Consider the following 22,927-nt stretch of genomic DNA (forward strand, 5'->3'; position numbering starts at 1 on the left):
TTAGCGATAATTCACGCACTGCAGCGGCGTGTCATAATCATTTTCACGCACCAAGCCAACGACTTTCTGTAACTCATCTTTCGAGGCGGAGGTGACACGGACGAGGTCGCCTTGGATTTGCGGCTTGGCTTTGGGCGCCGCAGCGCGAATGTCGGCAGCGATGCGCTTGGCGGTCGGCTGGTCGAGGCCTTGTTTGAAAGGAATTTCCCAGGTGGTTTTGAGATTTGAGGTGATCTTTTCTTTGGTGAGATCGAGGACTTTGCTCGACTGACCCCGAGCCGCCAGTTTCTTGCGCACAATGTCCAGCACCGCATCAACCTGCCAGTCGTTATCACCAGTGAGCTTGAATCCTTTTTTATCATCCAGCCAGTCAATCCCAGCACTCGTCCCCTTAAAATCGTACCGCCCTTGGATCTCTTTTTCCGCCTGCATGAAAACATTATTCAGCTCGGCTTTGTCAATTTCTGACACAATATCAAATGAAAAACTTGCCATTTACCCCTCCTCATTTTCCTCATTATAACAAAAATCGCCCGTTTTTCAGAGCGATTTCTGAGTTTACATTTTCCCGACAATTAGCCGCGAGCAAAGTGTGCAAAGGCACGGTTGGCTTCGGCCATCTTGTGGGTGTCTTCCTTCTTCTTGAAGGCGGCACCAGCTTCGTTATACGCATCGACGATTTCCAGCGCCAAACGCTGTGAATATGGCATGCCACTACGAGCGCGAGCTGACTGGACTAGCCAGCTAAACGCGTAGTGCAACTGACGGTGTCCCTGAACTGGGAATGGGATCTGGTAGTTGGCACCACCGACACGGCGGCTTTTCACCTCAAAGTTTGGACTGACGTTTTTCAAGGCTTTCTCGAACACTGCCAGTGGATCTTCTGAATCCAATTTTTTAGCAGCAGTTTCCAGTGCGGTGTAGACAGCACGTTCAGCCGCCAATTTCTTGCCATCCAGCATTGACTTGTTGATCAGGCGCTGTACCAGCACGCTTTGGTAGCGGCGGTCAGGCTGTAGTTGGCGTTGTAATTTCTTGGTAACTTTACGAGGCATGATTACTTATCCCCTTTCTTGGTACCGTACTTCGAACGGCCCCGCTTGCGGTTGTTGACACCTTGAAGGTCCAACGCGCCACGGACGATGTGATAACGCACACCTGGAAGGTCAGGCACACGACCACCGCGGATCAAGACCACAGCGTGCTCCTGCAAGTTGTGACCTTCACCACCGATGTAGGCCCAGACTTCGTAGCCGTTGTTTAGTTTCACGCGGGCAACTTTACGCAAAGCTGAGTTTGGTTTCTTTGGCGTCTTGGTCGTCACACGCACACACACACCACGCTTGAGCGGTGCATTCTGGTCGTAGTAACGCGTTTTCAGGGCGTTGTGAATGCGACCCAGTGCTGGCGACTTGGACTTTTTCTTAGCCGTTTGGCGCGGCTTGCGCACCAATTGGTTGATTGTTGGCATCCAATTTCTCCTTGGTTGATTTAGTGACTTATGGCGATTCGCCTGGTGGCACAAAGTGGGCTGGCGCGCGATTTTGCACGCAAAAACTAGCTTCTCTTAGCGCCTACGGCTTGGACTCAGCAACTCCGCCCCGTGTCTATACCTTTCCTGCCGAGCATGCGGTCTGTACACATTCAAACCACCGCTTGCTCCGAAAAGAGGAAACTCTGGGAGAGATTATAGCATAGATTGCGTGCAATTGCTATAGAAAAACCGCCCCGTATCCATCGGAGCGGTTTTCCGAGAAAGAAAGCCAGTTGGCTTATACTGCTACAGCTAGTTCCTCCTCCTGATTGTCAGCGAACTCGTCCTCGCTTGGCTCGTCGGTTTCCGTCTCTTCGACAGCACCCGTTCCTACTGGAATCTTGCGGCCGATGATGACGTTTTCTTTGAGACCATGCAAGTGATCAGCGCGGCCAGATACGGCAGCGTTGATCAGCACGCGAGTGGTGTCCTGGAAGGACGCAGCAGATAGCCATGAGTCGCTCCAGATTGACACCTTGGTGATACCGAGTAGCAACTGGGTGTAGCTGATGAGGTTTTTGCCCTCAGCCGCTAGTTGCTTGTTGGTGTTTACCACCGCAGCCTTAGAAACGATGTCGCCCGTCACAAAGTCACTGTCGCCCGCGTCTTCGATCTGGACGCGACTAAACATCTGGCGAACGATGATCTCCAGGTGCTTGTCGGCCACGTCTTGACCCTGAGCGGCGTAAATGCGCAGCACTTCGTTGATGATGTAGCGCTGAGTTGCCTCGACGCCCTTGAGGCGCATCAAGTCATGCAGGTTCAATGAACCAGCCGTCAAGCGGTCGCCAGCCTCGACAACGTCATTAGCCTTAACAACCAACTGCATGGTGCCTGGGATTTCGTAGCGAGCTGGTGCTCCAGCTTCAGCAGCGATCACTAGCGTGTCTTCGGCTGCCTCGACCACACCGTCAAACGGTGCGATGAGCGGACGAGTGTCGCCTTCGCCAGTTGCTAGTACATCGCCAGCCTTAACACTTGAACCAGCCTTGACCACGATGGTTCGGCCATCCAGCGGCAAGCGCTCAACCTTGCCGGATTCTGGGGTAACTTGGACGATGTACTTTTTGCCGTCTTCCCAAACATCAACTAACCCGGCAATTTCCGTGACATATGCCTGGCCCTTTGGTGTGCGCGCTTCAAACAATTCTTCAACGCGCGGCAGACCCTGGGTGATGTCACCACCGGCCACACCGGAGTTGTGGAAGGTGCGCAAGGTCAGCTGAGTACCTGGCTCACCGACTGACTGGGCAGCGATGACACCGACTGGCTGATGATTGCCAACCAGTTTACCGGTTGACATGTCAACGCCGTAGCTGCGCTGTGGAATACCGTTGAGGTTGTTGGTTGACAGGACTGATTGAATCTTGACACTCTGGATACTTTCATCGTCATCAATTGAGTCAGCAATTTCCCGAGTGATCAATTCGTCCTTGTTGACGTGACCTGGAATCGTCTCAGCGGCATACCGACCAGCCAAGCGGTTCGAGAAGTCGATCATCGTTTCCTCAGTTTCTGAGCGGTAGATCGCGTAACCTTCATCGTCACCTTCAACGTCCTCAACCGTAAAGACGTCCTGTGCCACATCAACTAAACGTCGCGTCAGGTAGCCTGAGTCGGCAGTCTTCAAAGCGGTGTCGATCAGACCCTTACGCGCACCACGGGTCGCCACGAAGGCCTCCAGGCTGGACAAACCACCGGTGTAGGAACTACGGATTGGCAGCTCGATCTCGCGGTTAGCCGCGTCAACCTGGATACCGATCATGGCGCTGGCCAGCTTGACATTGGAGATATCACCACGAGCACCAGAGTTGACCATCATCGAGATACTGGTGTCCATGTGCGCCAGCTGATCCTGGAGGAAGGCCGTAATCTTATTATCCACATTTCGCCAGGCATTCACCGTCAAGTTGTAACGCTCGTCCTCGGTGATCAAACCTTGGTCGAATTGCTCGGAAATCAAGGCCGCCTTGGCGTCGCCCTCAGCCACGAACTCAGCGATCTCGTCAAAGTGCACGTAGTCGGTCATACCAGTTGACACGGCCGCGGTTGTCGCGAAGCGGAAGGCCTGACCCTTCATGCGGTCGGCAATCTTGGCAGTTTCCTCGGCACCGTACTTGTTGAAAATTTGTGCCAAGACCTTCTTCAGCTGCTTCTTCGTCTGAACATTGTTGTCATATGGGAAGTCCTCTGGCAGAATCTCGTTAAAGAAGACGCGGCCCAAGGTCGTCTGGCGTAATTTACCCTTGGCATAGATGCGAATTGGCGTTTGCAGTTGGATAGCACCCTTGTCGTACGCCAGTTCTGCCTCGTAGACTGAGCTAAATGACTTGACATCGTCAGTCTGGGCCTGCGGCTTGTCATACGTCAAGTAGTAGTTACCGAGCACGATATCCTGCGAGATGTGCAGCACTGGCGCACCGTCGGCAGGCTTCAACAGGTTGTTAGTAGCGCTCATCAGCTCGCGTGCCTCGGCCTGCGCTTCCTTGGAAAGCGGCAGGTGGACAGCCATCTGGTCACCGTCAAAGTCGGCGTTAAAACCAGCGCAGACCAGCGGATGCAGCTGAATGGCTTTACCCTCGACCAGGACTGGCTGGAAGGATTGAATTGACAGGCGGTGCAAGCTCGGTGCGCGGTTGAGCAGCACGTACTTGCCCTTGATCGCCTCGTCCAGCGCGTCCCACACAACCGCCTCACCCGACTCGATCAGGCGAGTCGCCGAGCGGATGTTATGGGCGAATTCGCCCTTGATCAGCCAGCTGATGACGAACGGCTTGAATAGTTCGAGCGCCATTTGTTTTGGCAGGCCGCACTGATTGATCTTTAGCTTCGGGCCAACGACGATGACCGAGCGACCAGAGTAATCGACGCGTTTACCGAGCAGGTTCTGACGGAAGCGGCCTTGCTTACCTTTAAGCATATCGCTAATTGATTTGAGGCGACGACGGCTGCCAGTCGAGCTGACTGCCCGACCACCGCGCGCCGCTGCGTTGTCGATCAGGGCATCGACGGCCTCTTGCAGCATGCGTCGTTCATTGCGCTGAATCACTTCTGGAGCATTGAGCTCGACCAGTTTCTTCAGACGGTTGTTGCGGTTGATGATACGGCGATACAAGTCGTTCAGGTCAGACGTGGCAAACCGACCACCACTGAGGGCGACCATTGGACGTAAGTCTGGTGGGATGACTGGCAGTACCGTCAGACAGAGACTGGACGGCTTGATACCAGCAGCCTGCATGCTCTCAAGCATCTTCAGGCGCTTGAGCAGTTTCTTCTCGCGCTGACCCTTGGCATGTTCAGCCTCCTCACTTAGCTGGGCGATCAGTTCTGACAGATCAATTTCATCCAGCAGCGCCTTGAGCGCACTGGCACCCATGCCGACCTCGATCAGCTCGTCGTACTCCTCTGGCAAGTTGCGATAATCCGTCTCCGAGATCAGTGCGCCCTTGACGAGGCCCTCGAGCTGCGTTTTCTTCGTCGCGTACTTGTCGTTAAGCTCGTCAACCTCACGGCTCTGTTCCTTCGCCAGCTGCTTGATATCAGCATTGTCAGCTTCCGCAAGCTGCTCGTAGCGCATCTTAATCGCCATCCGACCAGCTTCGGTTTCAGCTTCTAGATCCGCCAGGTATTGGTCGCGGGTGATCTCATCAACCTTGAGAATGACATAGGTCGCAAAGTAGGCGATCCGCTCAATATTACGCACCGTCATCCCCAGTAGCAAGCTCATGGCGCTCGGCGTGCCGCGCATAAACCAAATGTGCGCTACTGGTGCGGCCAGCTGAATGTGGCCCATGCGCTCGCGGCGGACGATTGACTTGGTGACGAGCTCGCCGTTTTTATCGACTGCAGCCTCGCGTGAACGCACGCCCTTGAGCTTGGAATCATGCGGATTGATATCCTTGACCGGACCGAAGATCCGCTCGCAGAACAAGCCATCGCGCTCTGGCTTTTGGGTGCGATAATTGATCGTCTCTGGCTTGAGAACCTCGCCGTGACTCCACTTTAGGATGTCCTCGGCGCTGGCCACCGCTAGGCGCACCGCATCAAAATCGCTAATTCCGGTCGCGTTAAATGAATATTGCGCCATCTTACGCCTCCTCCTTTATTTCTTCTACTTCGTCAATATCTTGTACGCTCATACCGGCCTCGATGTCGCCGATGTCGTCTGATTCATCTAAGTAAACTTGGTCATCGTCATCGTCGTCGCTCGCGGCTTGTGGCACGGTCTTGTCAGCTGGGCCACTGGAGGCGATGACATGCTCAGCGTCAACCACGCCGCCCTCGTCAAGCAGATCAACCCGAAGGCCCAATCCCTGGAGCTCCTTGACAAGCACGTTGAAGGATTCTGGCAGTTTCGGCCCGACGATTGGCTCGTCCTTGATGATGGACTCGTAAGCCTTAGCCCGGCCATAGACGTCGTCAGACTTGATGGTTAGCATTTCCTGCAAGGTTGCAGCGGCACCGTAGGCTTCTAGTGCCCAGACCTCCATCTCGCCGAAGCGCTGACCACCGTTCTGTGCTTTACCGCCGAGCGGCTGCTGAGTAACCATGGTGTATGGACCAGTTGAGCGGGCGTGAATCTTGTCAGAGACCATGTGGTGTAGCTTAATCATATGCATCACGCCAACTGTGGTGCGCTCTTCAAATGCTTCACCGGTCCGACCATCAAAGAGTTGTGATTTACCATCGCGGGCAAAGCCTGCTTTTTCTAATTCATCAGAAATCGTTGCTGATGGCACACCATCAAACGACGGCGTCGCCACACGGTAGCCCAACGCTCGTGCCGCCATACCAAGGTGCGTTTCAAACAGCTGACCGAGGTTCATGCGGCTCGGCACACCCAGCGGGTTCAAGATCACGTCAACTGGCGTACCATCCTCCATGAATGGCATATCCTCGACCGGCAGTACTCGTGCGACCACACCCTTGTTACCGAAGCGACCAGCCATCTTGTCGCCGACACCGATCTTGCGCATCTGCGCCACAAAGATCTGGATTTGCATCAATACGCCAGCCTTGAGCTCGTGGCCATTCTCGCGGCTAAAGATCTTGACACCGACGACCTTGCCGCCGCCAGCATTGTTCATGCGCTGTGAAGTGTCACGGACATCCTTGGCTTTTTCACCAAAGATAGCGCGCAGCAGACGCTCCTCAGAGCTAAGCTCCTGCTCGCCTTTCGGCGTAATCTTACCAACCAAGACGTCGCCAGCCTTGACCTCAGAACCAATTTGCACGATACCGTTTTCGTCTAAGTGGCGCAGACTGTCTTCTGACACATTCGGAATGTCGCGAGTGACGATCTCTGGGCCGAGCTTGGTCTCGCGAACCTCCACGTTATAATCCTTGATATTAATGCTGGTCAAGCGATCGTCCTCCACCAAGCGGCGACTGAGGATAATCGCGTCCTCCATGTTGTAACCACCCCACGGCATAAAGGCCACCGTCAGGTTTCGCCCCAGCGCGATCTCGCCCTCGGCAATTGATGCGCCCTCGACGAGGATGTCGCCCTGCTTGACCCTATCGCCACGCGCCACGCGAACCTTTTGGTTGTAGCAGCGATCGTCATTATTCTTGACAAAGTGCCGTAGCGTATAGACCTTGACGCCATCAGCGTACTTGACATGAATTTCATCAGCGTCAGCCCGCACTACTTCGCCATCAGCCTCGGCCTGGATCAGGTGGCCACTATTCTCGGCCACCGCCTGCTCAATACCGGTACCGACAACCGCTGGCTCTGGCGTGAGCAGCGGCACTGCTTGGCGCTGCATGTTCGAGCCAGTCAAGGCGCGGTCGACGCGGGTTTTTTCGATAAACGGCACTAGCGCCGCCGTCGAGCCGAGGATCTGCTTGTGAGCAGCGTCCATAAAGGTAACTTCTTCGACGTCAACCTGACCTGGCTGGAGGAATTTACGGGCGCTGACACGGCTGTCGGTGAACGACTTGTCGTCATTCAAGCGTGCTCCGGCGTCGGCGATGACTTCGCTGGCTTCCTGGGCAGCATCCAGATAGACCACTTCGTCTGTCACCCGACCATCGGTGACGCGCAGGTATGGCGTCTCGATAAAGCCATACTCATTGACACGCGCGTAGGTAGCGAGGTTCAGCACCAGACCAACGTTAGCGCCCTCTGGCGTCTCCACCGAGCAGATACGGCCGTAATGCGTTGGGTGAGCGTCGCGCACGTCAAAACCGGCGCGCTCGCGGCTCAAACCGCCCGGCCCCATCGAGCTCAATCGGCGCTTGTGGCTCAGTTCGGACAGTGGATTGACCTCATCGAGGAGCTGACTGAGCTGCGAACTAGTAAAGAACTCGCGCACTGCTGCCACCACTGGTCGTGCATTGATCAACTGGCTCGGCGTGACGTTCTCCATATCAGCCACACTCATCCGGTCCATGGCGTTGCGCTGCATTCTGAGCATACCGACGCGGAACTGACGGGCAATCAGCTCGCCGACCAGCTTGACGCGGCGATTACTCAGGGCATCAATGTCATCAGCTGGCTCTTGGGTATTGTTGAGGCGAATAATCTCGCGGATGATGGCCACCAGGTCGCTCATCTGGAAGATACGGTTTTCAGCGGTATTAGCAACGTCCAGACCCAGGCGCTGGTTCATCTTATACCGGCCGACCCGACTATAATCAAAGCGCTTGAAATCAAAGAACATTCGCTCGATCATCTGGCGCGCATTATCAACTGTCGCCAGATCGCCCGGCCGCAGGCGACGATAGACTTCGATCAGCGCTTCATTAGCGCCACGCGCGGTATCTTTTTCAAGCGTTTCCTGAATGTAGCTGGTCTCGCCCGTGTCAATGTCAGCAAATAATTCACGAATTTCTGATGTTTTTGGATGGCCCAAAGCCCGCAGCAAAGTCGTCACCGGCAATTTGCGACGACGGTCAATCTTGACATAAATCGTGCCATTAGTCGCCGTTTCAAATTCCAGCCATGCGCCGCGGCCTGGGATCATCTTGGCACCGTAGTAATTACGGCCAGCTACCGTGTCGGCGGTAAAGAACACACCAGCCGAGCGAATCAGCTGACTGACCACTACGCGCTCCGTACCATTGATGATGAAGGTGCCGCGCTCGGTCATCCATGGATAATCACCGAGGTAGATCTCCTGCTCCTTGACTTCGCCCGTGACTTTGTTGGTTAGTTCGACGGTTGCGTGCAGTGGCGCTTCAAACGTCAAATTGTTTTCCTTGGCGAACTGGTCGGTGGTCTTTGGTTCGTCAAAATGATAACTGCCGAACCGCAGTGCCAACTTCTGACCAGTGTAGTCGTCAATTGGATTAATTTCTGAAAAGATTTCGCTCAAACCATCCTCGACGAACCAGCGCCACGAGTCCTCTTGGTGAGCGATGAGATTTGGCATGGCGATCGCACTGTCTGTTCCAGTGAAAAAGACGCGCGCGCCACGAGTGGTCTGTTGAGCCACAGGCGTTACTCCTCGCATTGATTATAATTGGTGATCACGGCCGGAAGATCTCTTAGTCTCAGCACGAGCCCGAGGTTTGCCCGCCCATCAAGCTCGCCCCTCGCTAAAACTACACTACTTCACTGTGACACATTATGACGCATGAGGCGATGAATTGCAAGAGAAAATAAAGAAAAATTGACTATTGTTAAGCAGCGGCTAGTTCTAAACGAAGGCACACTTCACCCAGTAATCTAGCCGCACGCTCACCGTCAGTGATCGTCGCTAACCATTCCCAGCTTCCATCGGTTTGAAGTTGCGCCGTATGTAGTCGATAATTACCAGCGACACCGCCAACCGAGTCACGTTTGACAATACGGCTAACTTGGTGATTTTGCGGATTAATATCTTTGACGTGACCCGGTAGTAGTAGAGCCCGCTCGTCAATATACATACCAAGATATGCTGGCCGATTATTTGGCCCAGTCTCATGATTAAGTACCGCATTTACCAGTCCCCGAAACAGATCCCAGCGTTTCATATTTCTAGCCCCATACCGCTCGAGATATATCAGATTATTATCCTGTACATCCGGAATATCTGAGACCAAGCCTAAGGCATCGGTTCGACCTACACTTACTGCCGCCTTGATTGATGCATCTGCGAGCGCAACATAAATACCACCCTCGACAAGATCGGCTTGCCTCCGAAGTACTTCGGGCGTAAACTGTTCAGATTGATACAATCGCCTTATCTCGGAGGCGCTGATATCTGGCTTCACATGTACGAGAGACTCAACCCACAAGCAGCGCAGATCATCACACAATGAATCAGTAATATCACCACCACTTAATCGAACTGTCTCAATCATATCCTCTCCTGTTTATGAAATATACTATAAATATCGAGCAATGCTGTCAAGAATCCACGCGTGCACTTCCTCTGGAACTCCGGCAGCTGACAATACCGGGATATTTCGCTCGGCGGCGATGGCCCCATAGGCGTGGTTAACTCTGTCCTGGAACGACTGCTCACGCGACTCAAACGTATCAGGCTGAGCGATATGTCCGCGCTCCGCGATGCGCTGCTGGCGCTGGGTGTCGCTGAGCGTTAAAATGATCATCGCATCCGGCTGCAGGTATCGCTCGTCGGTAAATAGCTTTGTCATCCGCATAATCTCCTCCGCATCTAGCCCGTCGCCATAGCCCTGATAAGCCAGTGTTGAGATGTAATTACGCGCACTCAGAACGATCTCGCCGCGCTGTAGGGCTGGCTGAATCTTTTCGCGCCACAACTCGCGCCGCGCCGCCGAAAACAACGCTAGGTTAATTTCGCTAGAGCGCACCAGATTGCCATTTTTGACAATGCGCCTCAGTTCATTGGCTACCGGCGTCGACTTTTCTGGATCGTCGCTGCCTGGCTCTTCGACCACACACACGACGCGGCCGCGCGCCTGAAAATAATCCGCCAGCATGGCTACTTGGGTTGACTTGCCCGTGCCGTCGTTGCCTTCGATGACGATGTATCGACCGGGACGGTTCATTTGATACCCTCGCTTAGCCCGACGATAGTCACCGGTGCATGACGCCGATCCTTGAACGCCCGCGGCAGCATCGTTTCTGGACGCCAGCTATGGATGAGCTCAGCAAGGTCGTCAGTATGCTGATATTTGCCGCTGATGCCGCCACGCCCGTCAGCGTAGCCACCATCCACCGGCCCGGTCTGGTGAAAAATTAATTGCCCGATGCGCTCGCCGACTGGCAGTACCACGCTTTCGTGCTTGTTCAAATTGTAAATCTCGAGCGTAATCCGATTGATATAGCCCGGATCGATCCAGCCGGCATCAAAACACACCGCCACGCCGTTACGGCCCCACGAGCTGCGGCTTTTCACCTCAGCCGCGCCGCCGTGCGCCCGAATCCCCACAAACTCGTGGGTATGCGCCAAGATCCGCTCGCCAGGGCGCAGTACAATGATTGGATGATCGTCCGGAATATTACGAAACCGCCTAAAGCCGTTATGTTCGCACCACTCGGCGTGCGGTATCGCCATCAGCGGCCCCTTAAAATACCGCGCCACCTCCGCTTCGTCAAATGGATTATAGACACTTGACTGATCGTCAAATTCCTGTTTATAAAAATAATGCCCCAGCGTAAAATCTAGGCTGGCTTCTGACACATTGTCCGGATCAAATGGCGTACAGACGATCGTCCCCTCCTCGATTGCTGCCAAAATTTCCCGGTTTGAATACACGCTCATGCCGCGCCTCCTCTTGTTTATCTTACCTCACTCCCCCGAGTGATTCTATTATGACAACATTTACCCGCTCGGGCAAGCTTTTCGTAAATTTTACATCATGCTAGACTGAAGGTATGGAGAAAGCCATTGTCGTCGCCTATGACAAAAACCGCGCCATCGGACGAGGTGGCGATTTGCCGTGGGGACGGAGCTTGCCAGCAGATTTGGCGCACTTCAAGCGGCTAACCAAAGGTAGCGACGTCATCATGGGCCGAAAAACCTTTGAGTCAATTGGCCGTCGTCCGCTGCCGGAGCGCGAAAACATCGTTATTTCCTCGCGGCCAACCGGCGTTAAAGGTGTGCTCACAGCGGTAAACCTAGAAAGCGCCCTGGCGCTAGCTCGTTACAAAACCTTCATCATCGGCGGCGCACGGGTGTATGACGATGCGCTGAACACACCAGAGATTGACACTATTTACGCCACCGAGGTCAACGCTGCATTCCCAGACGCCGACACCTTTTTCCCAGAAATTGACATGACCACCTGGCAGGAAGTGAACCGCGTCCATCATCCCGCGGACATCGAGAATAAGTACGACTTTGATTTTGTGATGTATCGTCGGATAATTTAGCTGAGCTCAATTCCCAACACCTTTGGATAATTTAGTACGCCAACAAATTGTCCGAACACACTACACCGCAATCGGCGCCTTGATAGGCGGATGATGCTCGTAATTCTCCAGACGAATATCGTCAATGGTGAAATCGTCGATATTCTTGATATCTGGATTGAGCCATAGTTTCGGCAGCGGCAGCGGACGGCGCGATAACTGCTCGTCAACCTGCGTGCGGTGATTGGTATAAATATGCGCGCTATTCAGGGTGTGGATGAATTCGCCGGGCTGCTTGTCAGTTACCTGGGCGATCATCGACAGCAGCAGGGAGTAGCTGGCGATATTAAATGGCACGCCAAGGAACATGTCCGCCGAACGCTGGGTCAGCGCCAAGTCCAACTTATCTTTCTCACCGCCCCCGCCTGGCCGAACATTGAATTGGAACATGGTGTGGCACGGTGGTAGTCCGCCTGACTGTACGATGTCGTCAATTTCCGCCACGTTCCAGGCGCTGACGATGTTGCGCCGCGATGTCGGATTATTCTGTATCATGTCGATGGCATTTTGGATTTGGTCAATCGTCCCGCCCTTGCCGTCTGGCCATTTGCGCCACTGCACGCCGTAGACCGGCCCCAAATTACCCCACGCTTCAGCAAACGTGTGATCAGTCGCGATTTTACCGATAAATTCTTTCAGGCCGGCACGCCACTCGTCGCCGTTGATCTCTGGAATGTCCTGTCCGGTTTTTTCCAAATAATTCTTGTACGGCCACTCGTCCCAAATATGCACGCCGTTTTGCGCTAGATATTCAATATTACCGGTGCCTTTGAGAAACCACAGCAGCTCATGCGCCACGCTGGTAAAATACAACTTCTTGGTGGTCACGGCCGGAAACCCGTCCGCTAAATCATACCGAGTTTGTACACCAAACACTTCCGTCGTGCCCGTGCCGGTGCGGTCACCTTTTTTCACGCCGTTGTCGCGAACCTGCCGCAGTGTGTCCAGATATTGTCTCATAACCCCTCCTCGTCTTTTCCTTAATTATGACAATATCCCAGCATAACCACAAGCGAAAATGGCGGTAGTTTTAACAACGTTACGGCCGTGTTCGATGTATTTACGGCTCGCGGACACGAGGCTTTTTGCGGCCTACGCCAGCTTGCTCAGCACCTTATCCACCAGCCCATACTGTACCGCCTCCTGAGGGCTCATCCAGTAGTCGCGCTCCATGTCGGCCTTGACCTTAGAGAGCTTCTGGCCGGTGTTTTTGGCCATAATTTTCGCCAGCATTTCCTTCACCTCTAGCGTTTCCTTCAGGTCGATTTCCATGTCGGTCACCTTGCCGCGTGTGCCGGAGGACGGCTGATGGATCATCACCTTGGCGTGTGGCAGGCAAAACCGCTTGCCTTTGGCGCCCGAACTGAGCAGAAATGCACCCATGCTGGCCTGTAAACCAATGCCATACGTCGCCACGTCCGGCTTAATAAAATTCATGGTGTCATATATCGCCATGCCATCATAGACGCTGCCGCCCGGGCTATTGATATAGAGCGAGATGTCCGCCCCTGGATCAACGTATGCCAGGTGCAGCAGCTGCGCCACCACGCTGTTAGCGGTATGCTCGTTAACCTCCTCGCCGAGGAAAATGATCCGTTCATTGAGCAGCCGCGAATAAATATCAAACGCCCGCTCGCCGTCGGCCGACTTTTCGATAACGGTGGGAATGAGATACGATGTTGTTTTCTGCATACACAATATTATATAAGCCTAGCTTGCTACTGTAAAGGATCGCCCGCTACTCTATACATTGAGACTTTTTATCAACCGCTCTTGCCCCGCATGTATTAGTTCCTGGGCCTCCTCGGTATGGAGCTGCACTAAGCGGACGTAGACCTGACCCGATTGCTGTCCAGCAGCGACCAGTATACCAAGCTGTTCATCAATATACGCAACGTGTTCAAAGCTATTCTCGCTATATTTAATACTCTCATCCCATATGCTTGGATTTAATATGGCGCTATCACGCCCTCCTGACCATGTCGCAAAGACACCCATCCGGTCAATAAGGTTACTCCACTGCTTTGAGCGAACTATTGGGCCAATGAAAAGTGTATCTGCCTCCGGAACTATTTGGCGTAGTGCATGATCCTTTGGAATGTCTATAGTAATACCGGCTCGGTCAGGCCCGCCATAGCTAATGGGTATCCGGCCTGCGCCCGTCGACGGCATTGTGATGTGACGAATTGACCGCGTTGGATCGAGAAAGGCAAGCTCAGGGGAAGAGAACATTGGTATCGTTGGATCTATCATGGAATCAAATGATGCACTATTTCCCATGACGCTATATCGTGAAGCATAGGGATTTGGTTTTCCACTGTCATCTTTCTCCAGATCATACCCTGCGGCGATAATGTCCTGAATGGAAGCAACATGAGGACTATGGCGCCAATCTTTTACCTCCTTATCACCATCTTGCTTCACCCATGGACGCAGGGCCCAGGCATGACCAAGACCGCGCTCGACGCCCTCCGGAGCAAGCATATGCCCTAACTCGTGTGCAATCGTACCAATGGACACGCCACCCAAATCGCGCACAAGCGCAACTGGAGGCTGTTTATCGTCGTACACGGTTAGACCAGCGTAGTGGTCCTTTTCTGTATCAGCAGAATCGACGATAACCAGCGCCATATCACTTTCCGTTTCACGAGCATGAGCCTGACCAATCAGTTGAAGCAGACGCTGACTATAAGCAGGCTGTTTACCATTCTCAGTTGTTCGTGTTGTATCAGGCGAGTGACCATCTCGCGTGAACCGCACATTAAGGTATAGATGGCTAGTCGTTAGCGCGATACGCCCAAGAGCATCTCGTACCCCAGAGCTAATTTTTTCAATACCTTGATGAGGCTCGGCGTTTTCTGGCAATAATTGCACGGCGACAACACTTCGCGAGCCCGGCGGCGGAGCTTTTCGCTCGTTATTGTGCTGTATCGGTATATTTCGACTTCGTTCTGATCCTAGGCCTTTTATAGCCTCACCGATAAGAATTCCAGAGCCCAAACATGCAGCACCAGCCGCCATACCCCGCAAAAAACTGCGACGACTAACCTTCTCGCCGCTATCGTCTGTCTCTTGGGGATGCCCAGACTCCAACTCTGGACGCTCAGACTTTGAGGATTCACACATATTTTGCCATTATACCAACTAGTTGTAAGTTTGTCAATAAAGCAGGGGCGGCCCTTCCGCCATCCCCTGCTTCAGACTGTTGCTATACCGTCGCTATTTACTATTCAATTCGACCAGCTTGTCGATCGTCTTGTCAGTGATCATCCGGTTTGCGATGTCACGGTGGACATTCGGATCATCGAACCGGGCGGCCAGCTTGGCGTCCTTGCCATACTGCTGCTTGAAGGTGGAAATTTGCCTATCAAGCTCCTCGCGGCTAACCTCTAAACCCAGCTCCTTTGATAGCTCAGCCAGCACCAGGCCAGCCTTGACCCGCTTTTCAGCCGCTGGGCGAGCCTCTTTTTTCTGCCAATCGGCTTTATCTTTGAAACCTTGCGTCTTTAGATACGAGTCCATCGTCAGACCGCGATATGACAAATTCTGCATCAGATCTTGTTCAATTGACCGCAGCTGATCGTCGATCAACAGCTCTGGCAGCGCCACCTTGGAGCTATCCGCCAATTCCGCCACCAACTCGTCCTTGAGCTTTTCCTTGGCCTCGCGCTCTTTTTGGGCGGTAATCTCGCGCTTGATGTCAGCCTTGAGCTCTTTGACATCGGTGAACGGGCCACATTTAGCGGCAAATTCATCATTGAGTTCCGGTAACTTCAGCTCATTTACTTTGTGCAGCGTCACGCTAAACACCACCTTGGCGCCGGCTAGATTTTCAGCATGGTAATCCTTTGGAAATTCAAGATCAAGATCAAATGTCTCGCCGGCCTTGTGACCAACCACACCTTCTTCAAAGCCGGGGATAAACTGACCACCGCCCAGCTTCAGGGCAAAGTCCTTGGCCGAACCACCGTCAAACGCCACACCGTCTTTCTTGCCAACAAAATCGATAATCGCTTCGTCACCTTCTCGAGCTGCACGCGTGACCTCGCTCTTGTCGACAAAATTCTGCTGCATCCGCTCGATGATCTCATTGACGTCTTTGGCCTCAACCTTGACCGTCTGGGCCTTGGCCTTGAGCTTTTTGTAGTCGCCTAATTTGACTGGCGGCACAACGGTCGCCTCGGCGGTGAACTCGACTTCTTGATTTGGGACAAATTTTTTGACCTCAACACTCGGTCGCTCCAGCGCCTGCAGCTTCTCGTTCATAAAGGCCTCAGCCACCGCCTTGGACAGGGCGTTATCGAGCACCTGCTCCTGGAGCGCCATCGGATTGACGTGCTTGGCAGCCACGCTGACCGGTACTTTACCCTTACGAAATCCCGGCACCTTGAGGTCACGCGCCATCTTGGTCAGCGCCACCTGCTCAGCCGCATTTAGCTCGTCCGCCCCCAGCGTAATTGTTAAACAAACCTTGGTATCTGATAGTTTCTTTACAGTCGTCTTCATGACTATATATTATAACAGGGGTAACGCTAAATCTCAAACGCTGCGTCGTCATCGCCGTCGTAGCGCCGATCCTTGACCACGCTGATCATGCGCTCGAGGCTGACTTTTTGCTCGGTTGACTCAATGAGGTTTTTGATCGTGTAGACGCCCGAATTGATCTCTTCTTCACCGACAAACGCTACGAATGGGATATTCTTTTTGAGTGCGGTTTTCAGCTGCTTGTCTAACTTACGCCCGCTGAAATCTAGCTCCGCCCACACTCCCTCGCTGCGCAGCGCGCGCGCCAAAGCATCGGCCCCCTCCAGCAGCGCCGGATCCACCGCGATGATATACACATCCGTATGCGTCGTTAGTTTTGGTAGTAGCTCGTGCACCTCAAGGAACTGCTGCATGGTCGTTGCACCGAGCCCTACGCCAACTGTAGCGACCGGCTCGACACCAAATAGTCCGACCAGCCCATCATAGCGCCCGCCACCGAATAGCGCTCGATTGTTCTCCGGCGAATTATCAAAAAACTCAAACACCGTACCAGTATAATAATCCAGCCCGCGCATTAGTGTCACGTCGAACATCGCATTACCGATGCCTTTCTGACGCAGCAGGGTCATCACCTGGCGAAGCTGCTGAACACTCGGACTATCGGCTAGCCCCTCCGGCAGATCGTCGACGCTGCGCATGCTAATCAGCTGCGCCAACTTTGGCAGGCCCGCCTTGGCTTCTTCTGAGCCAAAAATCTCGATGGCTTGCTCGCGGAAAGCTTCCGGCGAAATCTTATTCTTGCGATCAAGTAGCCGCGTCATCATCTGGGCGCCGATCACATCGAGGCCGAGAAACCCGCTCATCAACTGATTGATCAGCTGGCGATTATTCACCCGCACCGTAAACATGTCTTCGCGCGCGCCAAAGTTGATGATGCTATGGTAGCCAAACTCGATAATCTCCGCGTCCGCCCACGGCCCCTCCGCACCAAACAGGTCGGCGTTCAATTGCCAAAACTCGCGCTCCCGTCCGCGCTGCGGCCGTTCGTAGCGCATAAAATTAGCGATAGAATAGAGCCTCGCCGGCATGGCCAGTTCCTGACGCCGACTGGCCACCATGCGAGAAATCGACGGCGTCATCTCCGGGCGAATTGCCACCTGACGACCACCACGATCGGTGAACAAGTACGTCTGCTCGCCCGCTAACTCCTGCCCCGACTTGGCGGTGTAAATATCCAGCGGCTCGACGAGCGGTGCACCGTACTCCTCGTACCCAAAACTCTGCGCCGTGGCGTGCCACACCTTGAAGATATAATTCTGCAGGCGCTTGTCCTCCGGGAAATAATCGCGCGCGCCCTTGTAACTCTGAGTTGATAAATTGCTCATGGTTGCTTTTATTGTGGCACAATGGGGCAAATTTTTCAATGATAAAGACGAATGAGAGCTTGAAGTGTATCAACCGAGCACATGCTGCTGCAGCCAGCAATACATCGCCACGGTCGCTGCCGCGCCGACATTGATGGAGCGGGTCGAGCCGAATTGCTCAATGGCAATAATTTTGTCCGCCGCCTGCGCCATCTCCTCGGAAATCCCCGGCCCTTCTTGACCGAACACCAGCACCGCGCGCTTCGGCAAGGTCGTCTCTGACATACTGACGCTGCCCGGGATATTGTCAATCGCGATAATCGTCCTGTCTTCAGACCGCATTAGCTCGATAAACTCCACTGTCGAACCAACATACTGCACGTGCAGATACTTATCCGTCATCATGGCGCCGCGCTTGTTCCACTGCCGCCTGCCGATGACGTAAATCTGCCGCACACCAAAAGCGTTGGCGCTGCGGACAATCGTCCCCATGTTAAAATCCCGCTCGGTATTCTCCAGAGCAATCACCAGGCCGTGGTCCTTGGCGTCTAGTTCTTTCATGATCTCCGCCTCGCTCCGACCTTTAAATTTGTCAATCACATTTCGTGTGTCTTGCATCTCTGTTATTGTAGCAAACGTCAGGAAAAAGAGACAAAAAATCTTATCATCAGCCAACCGTGGCTTCTACTGCCACCAAACCTCTCTCTGCAAGCGGCTTGAGTTCGTCAGTGAATTCTTGAGGTGCAGCAACATAATACCAGCCGCCCGCCTACGGAAATAAGTGCACTTCGGCTGTAAATGTGTATGGCTTTGGCATGGCTATCTCCCCTCCTCTGCCATGTCAACTATTACGAATGTTTTGTAGCTTTATCTTTTGTCTTTCCAATTCCACCATTTTTATCCATATCAACCTACTCCGACCAAACAGCCAGCTCATTGCCCGCCGGGTCTTGAAAATGAAAGCGTTTACCGCCAGGAAAATTAAATATCTCTTTAGTAATCGAAGCGCCAGCTGCCTTTACTTTGTCGTAGGTCGCCTGAATATCCGAAACATAGATCACTGGAAGTGGAGCCGTTGCTGGATCCTCGGCATTGATACCACTACCCACGCCGCTGTCGTTTGTGTCCGCATAGTCATCACCCCATTGTTGATATGACCAACCAAATACCTCGGTAAAGAAGTCTTTTGCTGCGCTCAACTCCTTCACGCTCTTTGCTGGAAACTCTATGTAGTCGATATGATTGTTCACCTTACTCATACTGGTATTATATCACGAGAAAAACCGCCCAAATGAGCGGTGATTTTCGTAATTCTGCTTTGGCGGGATTTTGACGCTCACACTCAAATCTATTTTAGCACTGGTATGAATGGGCCGCGATACAACGTTAAAACCACGGGAAGCCGAAGCGCTTCAAAATTGGCTTAGCAGTAGATAACAAGATTTTATTGGTTAGCTTCGGCGGCCGACTTAGCTTCTTTTGGTGCTTCAAGTTTTTTTGTGCTTTCTTTTGGAATTAGTTTTTTCAGGTCTTGATAATTTAGTTCAATCTCGCCGTCCAAATTTTCCGAGATGCCTTTTGGCGAACTTAATGAAACATGAACTTCGTTGCCATCGCCTATAATATTGATTAAACTTTTTGTTGTTTCAGTTGCTTTTTTCTTAATTTCGCTTTCAGGGCTTCCGTTATACTCACCAATGCTCTGCGATATTACATCTGCTCCGTTATCAAGTTGTTTTTTAGCAAACCTATCACAATAATCTTTGAGGGCTTTCTCTTCCATCGCCTCGTCTTCTTTGAGTGTCATTTGATAGTGTATTTTAGCCTCTTCAGTCTTATAGTATTGTTCTTTGGTTTTTAGAACTTGTTGGGCGAGTTTTACGCAAGCCATAATAAAACCATAAACTACCGAACATCTAGCAGCTATCGTTATCCAGTCGCTACCAGTATCAAAACCTGCGAAACTTAATTTACTACCGTCCAAGTTGGCGAACTTTTCAAGTTCATTTAATTCATCAATCAATTTTTTTAATTTTTCTATGTTGTCAATATTGTCTGACAGTTTAATGTTTATATCAAACTCGCTTTGATCATCGTACAAAGCATCAATTAGACCCATAAAAATTGGCAGTTTTGTATTGAGTTGATTTACGTATTGGTTAAGTTGAGTGTATTGGTCATAGTCAAGAGTAATATCGGTGGCGACAAGAGCATTATGTGAGTCAATAATACTTTGGACAGCTGTAAAATCAAGATCGTTCCACGCTTGATTTGATAAGAATTCCAAGACAGAAAATAATTTTTGACTGTTACTAATTACATAGTAGTTACCGTAGTTTTGTTTAATTTCAATGACGATCTCACCCGCTACACCAAGCTCAGACAGCCTCTTCTTAACCTCCCTTAATCTCATATCAATATTGTATCACAACCCGTTTGTATTGTACCAATTACTAAAATAGATGCAGAAACTAAGAAATGTAAATGAAAAAATCGCTCTTTCAAGCGACAACTCCGAAAAAATCCGTATACTGGTGCGGATGAAAGGACTTGAACCTTCACGTACTTGCGTACACTAGCACCTGAAGCTAGCGCGTCTACCAATTCCGCCACATCCGCGTGACTACCGAGTATTATACACGACCGGCTGTCCCTCTGCAAGGAGTTTGCCTAGCTGTTTCAGCCTGCCAACCGACACCAAGCGTTTAACTCTTCTGCCAGCTGCTTCATCGGCACGGCAGTCTTGATACCCGGCGCGAGAATACCCTTTGGATCAAAGATGTGCTTGATTTTTGCATACAGATCACGCTCCTCAGTTGTCAGGGTCGGCTGGACAAACGCCGCCTTGAGCCGGCCCTCGCCACCAAAGCCCGCAAATGACCCCTCGTGACTGGTCACGATCCGCACCATGTCTGAGCAGAGTTTGAGGATACGTTGGCGGTCACTGACCTTTTTGCTCGAGAACACCGGATAGCTATTGATCATACCAGTCGTCGCGTCGATAAACAGCGGCATGGTCACGCCGTATTCTTTCTCGAGCGCGCGCATCGACTTAATAAAGCCGTCCAGCTGCACGCCCGGCAGCCACATCCCAGAGAATACCTGCGGCATAATACCGTGCTCATCGGCGGGATGCTCCGCCAGAGTCAGCACTGAATGCAGCGTAAATGCCTCTTTCATTTCCATATCGCGTAGCTCAACCTGCGCGGCCGTACCACCGCGAAGCGCGCGCAGTAACTTCTTGGCAGCCTTGTTGCGCGCTCGGTCTGAAAATGCGTGAAAGAGCGCCACCACCACACCGCCGCGATAGCATTCTTTCGGCGCCCATGCTAGTTTCTTGCCCTGGGCTGCCGCCCGCGAAAAGAGCCGCCCGTCGATCAGCTCGACCGTCGAGGCACCCGCTTGCAGCGCCGTGTCAACCGCCGCCTGCGCTGCATTCATTGAACTATACGCGGCGCTCACTACGGTCAGTTCTGGATGGATGAAGTCAGCCTTCATAATTAGCTCGCCGATAATACCGAGGCTGCCTTGAGCGCCGACAAACAGCGGCGTGAGGTCAAACGAACCATCGCGCTGCCGCACCTGGGCGATACTCGAAAAGCCGGCCATCTCTGGCGCGCTAGCATCAATCCGAGCAATCAGCGCTTCATTATCGGTTATCAAATTATCCAGCTGCCGGTACAATTCGCCCTCAAACGTCGCCAAGCCTTTCTTCTTGCTCAGTTCACGCTTCGACAGCCGACCGGTCTGTACAATATCGCCACTTGACAGGACGACTTCCATTTGGTGAATCGACTGACTCAACAGGCCGTACGCCGAGGACAACATGCCAGCTGCTTCAGTACTAATCGCACCACCAATCGTGCCATCCTCACCTGTCAATGAAATCTCCGGCAGACCCAAACCCTTGTGCGTTGACAGCACCGCTTGCGCTGCTCTATGAGAAATACCCGACTGGAGGTGGACTAGCTGCTGCTTAGCATCAATTCCGACGACATTATGCATGTGTGCCGCCATGTCGATGGCGATACCGCGCCCGATCGCCGCGCCCGTACTATCCGTGCCGCATCCGCGCGCATACACCGGTAGGACGTGACCCTTCTCCGCCAGTTGCGAACAAAACCGCAAAATCTTGCGCACATCACTGGTGTCCGCCACTCGTGCGATCAACTCCGGCTGCCGCGCCAGCACACTCCCATCCCGCTGCGCATCCGCCAAAGCACCGTCATGCGTCACTACTTCACCCGTCAGATGTTCATTCAAATACGTCGCAACCTTATTCATAGTCCCCCTTTTTCTGTTAGTTTCATGATAGCACGGTCGAAGTGGGGCGTAAAGTGTATTGCTCGAGGGCGACGGGTTGTGTATAATTGAGGGGTAGATGCGCCTGAAAGTACCGTGCGCGTCTTTGACAATTAGCTATGCGGATGTGGTGGAATTGGTAGACACGCATGCCTTAGGAGCATGTGCCTCACGGCGTGAAGGTTCAAGTCCTTTCATCCGCACCAAGGTTTTATTTTTACGGGAGATTAGCTCAGTTGGCTAGAGCGCACGATTCACATTCGTGAGGTCACAGGTTCGAGCCCTGTATTTCCCACCATTTAATATTGATATGAATATGGAATCTTTCTACGTTACATCGACCCATCTTGACATAGAAATGGAAACCGAACCTCATCCGTCTGGTTTGGTTATATTTTCACGAAAGCTATCGCCCAACGGAGAGCCAATAGGACACATAATAGTGTCTCCTGAAAACCATCACACGGATATATACTGTAAGTATCTTGAGGAAAACAAGCCGCTACCATTAGAGCGTAAGAGCTGGGGGATAAGTTTTAATCAAAGCTCCAGCCAAAGCGGCGTAGTTCCAAATTATTTTACACGAGTAGAACCTGCCTATGGAATATGTATACCCCCATCCGACAATATACCTGATTGCCCCACCCTGCTAATAGCTGAAACAAGAAACAAAAGAGTACCAGAATTAGCTCATCAAAGACTGAGCATAGACCCGATACACATTAAGATGGCAATTCAAGCCCTAGGTATAGTGATGGAAAATCCAGATATTTTACATAGGACCGACGACAAGACCAGATTAATGCATTTTTCCGAAGATCAGCTTAATGAACAGTCTGTGACCATCTATTAAAGGTCCTATGGTCAAAACTAGCTATTAAATACAATCCCCCCTACTCTTTTTATTTTCTCTCA

Annotated in this window: 19 protein-coding genes and 3 tRNA genes; 4 read left to right on the forward strand and 18 right to left on the reverse strand. The window is 52.3% G+C overall.

Annotated elements, in window-relative coordinates; all coding sequences use genetic code 11:
* The 8 genes from FBF26_02565 to dcd all read right to left on the reverse strand — a co-directional run bounded on the left by FBF26_02565 (position 1) and on the right by dcd (position 11,211).
* On the reverse strand, positions 1 to 495 hold the full coding sequence (locus FBF26_02565) for a YajQ family cyclic di-GMP-binding protein (protein ID QJU10139.1): 495 nt from the start codon (positions 493 to 495) through the stop codon (positions 1 to 3).
* Between the two features lie 80 nt (positions 496 to 575).
* Positions 576 to 1,055 (reverse strand): 30S ribosomal protein S7, encoded by a 480-nt coding sequence (rpsG, locus tag FBF26_02570; GenBank protein QJU10140.1) that lies wholly within the window; start codon positions 1,053 to 1,055, stop codon positions 576 to 578.
* A 2-nt stretch (positions 1,056 to 1,057) separates the two neighbouring features.
* Positions 1,058 to 1,471 (reverse strand): 30S ribosomal protein S12, encoded by a 414-nt coding sequence (locus FBF26_02575; protein ID QJU10141.1) that lies wholly within the window; start codon positions 1,469 to 1,471, stop codon positions 1,058 to 1,060.
* Positions 1,472 to 1,772: 301 nt separating this feature from the next.
* The gene (gene rpoC / locus FBF26_02580; protein ID QJU10142.1) at positions 1,773 to 5,621 is read right to left on the reverse strand and encodes a DNA-directed RNA polymerase subunit beta'; all 3,849 of its coding nucleotides are present in this window, start codon (positions 5,619 to 5,621) and stop codon (positions 1,773 to 1,775) included.
* A gap of 1 nt (position 5,622) precedes the next feature.
* Positions 5,623 to 8,991, reverse strand: a complete 3,369-nt coding sequence (locus FBF26_02585) for a DNA-directed RNA polymerase subunit beta (GenBank protein QJU10143.1) — start codon at positions 8,989 to 8,991, stop codon at positions 5,623 to 5,625.
* 169 nt (positions 8,992 to 9,160) lie between these two features.
* A complete protein-coding gene (locus tag FBF26_02590; GenBank protein ID QJU10144.1) occupies positions 9,161 to 9,823 on the reverse strand; it encodes a hypothetical protein in 663 nt (220 codons plus the stop codon).
* A 24-nt stretch (positions 9,824 to 9,847) separates the two neighbouring features.
* A complete protein-coding gene (tmk, locus tag FBF26_02595; protein QJU10145.1) occupies positions 9,848 to 10,495 on the reverse strand; it encodes a dTMP kinase in 648 nt (215 codons plus the stop codon).
* Positions 10,492 to 11,211: a dCTP deaminase gene (gene dcd, locus FBF26_02600; protein QJU10146.1), complete on the reverse strand. Its 720-nt coding sequence runs from the start codon at positions 11,209 to 11,211 to the stop codon at positions 10,492 to 10,494. Before dcd ends, tmk begins: the two co-directional genes overlap by 4 nt.
* 113 nt (positions 11,212 to 11,324) lie before the next feature.
* On the opposite strand from dcd, the gene FBF26_02605 reads away from it, so the two are divergent.
* Positions 11,325 to 11,822: a dihydrofolate reductase gene (locus tag FBF26_02605; GenBank protein QJU10147.1), complete on the forward strand. Its 498-nt coding sequence runs from the start codon at positions 11,325 to 11,327 to the stop codon at positions 11,820 to 11,822.
* Positions 11,823 to 11,882: 60 nt separating this feature from the next.
* Here the strand turns inward: FBF26_02605 and FBF26_02610 are convergent, their stop codons facing one another.
* The 10 genes from FBF26_02610 to FBF26_02655 all read right to left on the reverse strand — a co-directional run bounded on the left by FBF26_02610 (position 11,883) and on the right by FBF26_02655 (position 21,994).
* Positions 11,883 to 12,821 carry a thymidylate synthase gene (locus FBF26_02610; protein QJU10148.1) on the reverse strand — a complete coding sequence of 313 codons (939 nt, stop codon included), beginning with the start codon at positions 12,819 to 12,821 and terminating at the stop codon, positions 11,883 to 11,885.
* 132 nt (positions 12,822 to 12,953) lie between these two features.
* Positions 12,954 to 13,553, reverse strand: a complete 600-nt coding sequence (locus FBF26_02615) for an ATP-dependent Clp protease proteolytic subunit (GenBank protein ID QJU10149.1) — start codon at positions 13,551 to 13,553, stop codon at positions 12,954 to 12,956.
* Positions 13,554 to 13,604: 51 nt separating this feature from the next.
* A complete protein-coding gene (locus FBF26_02620) occupies positions 13,605 to 14,987 on the reverse strand; it encodes a twin-arginine translocation signal domain-containing protein (protein ID QJU10150.1) in 1,383 nt (460 codons plus the stop codon).
* 93 nt (positions 14,988 to 15,080) lie between these two features.
* On the reverse strand, positions 15,081 to 16,367 hold the full coding sequence (gene tig, locus FBF26_02625; protein QJU10151.1) for a trigger factor: 1,287 nt from the start codon (positions 16,365 to 16,367) through the stop codon (positions 15,081 to 15,083).
* Between the two features lie 26 nt (positions 16,368 to 16,393).
* On the reverse strand, positions 16,394 to 17,731 hold the full coding sequence (locus FBF26_02630; GenBank protein ID QJU10152.1) for a histidine--tRNA ligase: 1,338 nt from the start codon (positions 17,729 to 17,731) through the stop codon (positions 16,394 to 16,396).
* A 69-nt stretch (positions 17,732 to 17,800) separates the two neighbouring features.
* Positions 17,801 to 18,328 carry an RNA methyltransferase gene (locus FBF26_02635; protein ID QJU10153.1) on the reverse strand — a complete coding sequence of 176 codons (528 nt, stop codon included), beginning with the start codon at positions 18,326 to 18,328 and terminating at the stop codon, positions 17,801 to 17,803.
* 293 nt (positions 18,329 to 18,621) lie between these two features.
* Entirely contained in the window at positions 18,622 to 18,969 is a 348-nt protein-coding gene (locus tag FBF26_02640) for a VOC family protein (GenBank protein QJU10154.1), read from the reverse strand.
* Positions 18,970 to 19,154: 185 nt separating this feature from the next.
* Positions 19,155 to 20,123 (reverse strand): hypothetical protein, encoded by a 969-nt coding sequence (locus FBF26_02645; GenBank protein QJU10155.1) that lies wholly within the window; start codon positions 20,121 to 20,123, stop codon positions 19,155 to 19,157.
* Between the two features lie 119 nt (positions 20,124 to 20,242).
* A tRNA-Leu gene (locus tag FBF26_02650) sits at positions 20,243 to 20,329 on the reverse strand.
* A 60-nt stretch (positions 20,330 to 20,389) separates the two neighbouring features.
* Positions 20,390 to 21,994 (reverse strand): FAD-binding oxidoreductase, encoded by a 1,605-nt coding sequence (locus FBF26_02655; protein QJU10156.1) that lies wholly within the window; start codon positions 21,992 to 21,994, stop codon positions 20,390 to 20,392.
* A 139-nt stretch (positions 21,995 to 22,133) separates the two neighbouring features.
* On the opposite strand from FBF26_02655, the gene FBF26_02660 reads away from it, so the two are divergent.
* The 3 genes from FBF26_02660 to FBF26_02670 all read left to right on the forward strand — a co-directional run bounded on the left by FBF26_02660 (position 22,134) and on the right by FBF26_02670 (position 22,865).
* A tRNA-Leu gene (locus FBF26_02660) sits at positions 22,134 to 22,218 on the forward strand.
* 15 nt (positions 22,219 to 22,233) lie between these two features.
* A tRNA-Val gene (locus FBF26_02665) sits at positions 22,234 to 22,310 on the forward strand.
* Positions 22,311 to 22,328: 18 nt separating this feature from the next.
* Positions 22,329 to 22,865 (forward strand): hypothetical protein, encoded by a 537-nt coding sequence (locus FBF26_02670; protein ID QJU10157.1) that lies wholly within the window; start codon positions 22,329 to 22,331, stop codon positions 22,863 to 22,865.
* Positions 22,866 to 22,927: the final 62 nt, after the last annotated feature.

This window comes from Candidatus Saccharibacteria bacterium oral taxon 488 (assembly GCA_013100825.1).
Classification (GTDB): Bacteria; Patescibacteriota; Saccharimonadia; order Saccharimonadales; family Saccharimonadaceae; genus Nanosynbacter.

Bases quoted from the DNA above. Each gene is read 5' to 3' on its own strand.
- dcd (QJU10146.1), bottom strand. From the start codon at position 11,211: ATGAGCGTGTATTCAAACCGGGAAATTTTGGCAGCAATCGAGGAGGGG.
- tmk (QJU10145.1), bottom strand. From the start codon at position 10,495: ATGAACCGTCCCGGTCGATACATCGTCATCGAAGGCAACGACGGCACG.
- FBF26_02645 (QJU10155.1), bottom strand. From the start codon at position 20,123: ATGAGATTAAGGGAGGTTAAGAAGAGGCTGTCTGAGCTTGGTGTAGCG.
- FBF26_02615 (QJU10149.1), bottom strand. From the start codon at position 13,553: ATGCAGAAAACAACATCGTATCTCATTCCCACCGTTATCGAAAAGTCG.
- FBF26_02590 (QJU10144.1), bottom strand. From the start codon at position 9,823: ATGATTGAGACAGTTCGATTAAGTGGTGGTGATATTACTGATTCATTG.
- FBF26_02565 (QJU10139.1), bottom strand. From the start codon at position 495: ATGGCAAGTTTTTCATTTGATATTGTGTCAGAAATTGACAAAGCCGAG.
- FBF26_02630 (QJU10152.1), bottom strand. From the start codon at position 17,731: ATGAGCAATTTATCAACTCAGAGTTACAAGGGCGCGCGCGATTATTTC.
- FBF26_02620 (QJU10150.1), bottom strand. From the start codon at position 14,987: ATGTGTGAATCCTCAAAGTCTGAGCGTCCAGAGTTGGAGTCTGGGCAT.
- FBF26_02575 (QJU10141.1), bottom strand. From the start codon at position 1,471: ATGCCAACAATCAACCAATTGGTGCGCAAGCCGCGCCAAACGGCTAAG.
- FBF26_02605 (QJU10147.1), top strand. From the start codon at position 11,325: ATGGAGAAAGCCATTGTCGTCGCCTATGACAAAAACCGCGCCATCGGA.
- FBF26_02610 (QJU10148.1), bottom strand. From the start codon at position 12,821: ATGAGACAATATCTGGACACACTGCGGCAGGTTCGCGACAACGGCGTG.
- rpsG (QJU10140.1), bottom strand. From the start codon at position 1,055: ATGCCTCGTAAAGTTACCAAGAAATTACAACGCCAACTACAGCCTGAC.
- FBF26_02585 (QJU10143.1), bottom strand. From the start codon at position 8,991: ATGCGAGGAGTAACGCCTGTGGCTCAACAGACCACTCGTGGCGCGCGC.
- FBF26_02635 (QJU10153.1), bottom strand. From the start codon at position 18,328: ATGCAAGACACACGAAATGTGATTGACAAATTTAAAGGTCGGAGCGAG.
- FBF26_02670 (QJU10157.1), top strand. From the start codon at position 22,329: ATGGAATCTTTCTACGTTACATCGACCCATCTTGACATAGAAATGGAA.
- tig (QJU10151.1), bottom strand. From the start codon at position 16,367: ATGAAGACGACTGTAAAGAAACTATCAGATACCAAGGTTTGTTTAACA.
- rpoC (QJU10142.1), bottom strand. From the start codon at position 5,621: ATGGCGCAATATTCATTTAACGCGACCGGAATTAGCGATTTTGATGCG.
- FBF26_02640 (QJU10154.1), bottom strand. From the start codon at position 18,969: ATGAGTAAGGTGAACAATCATATCGACTACATAGAGTTTCCAGCAAAG.
- FBF26_02655 (QJU10156.1), bottom strand. From the start codon at position 21,994: ATGAATAAGGTTGCGACGTATTTGAATGAACATCTGACGGGTGAAGTA.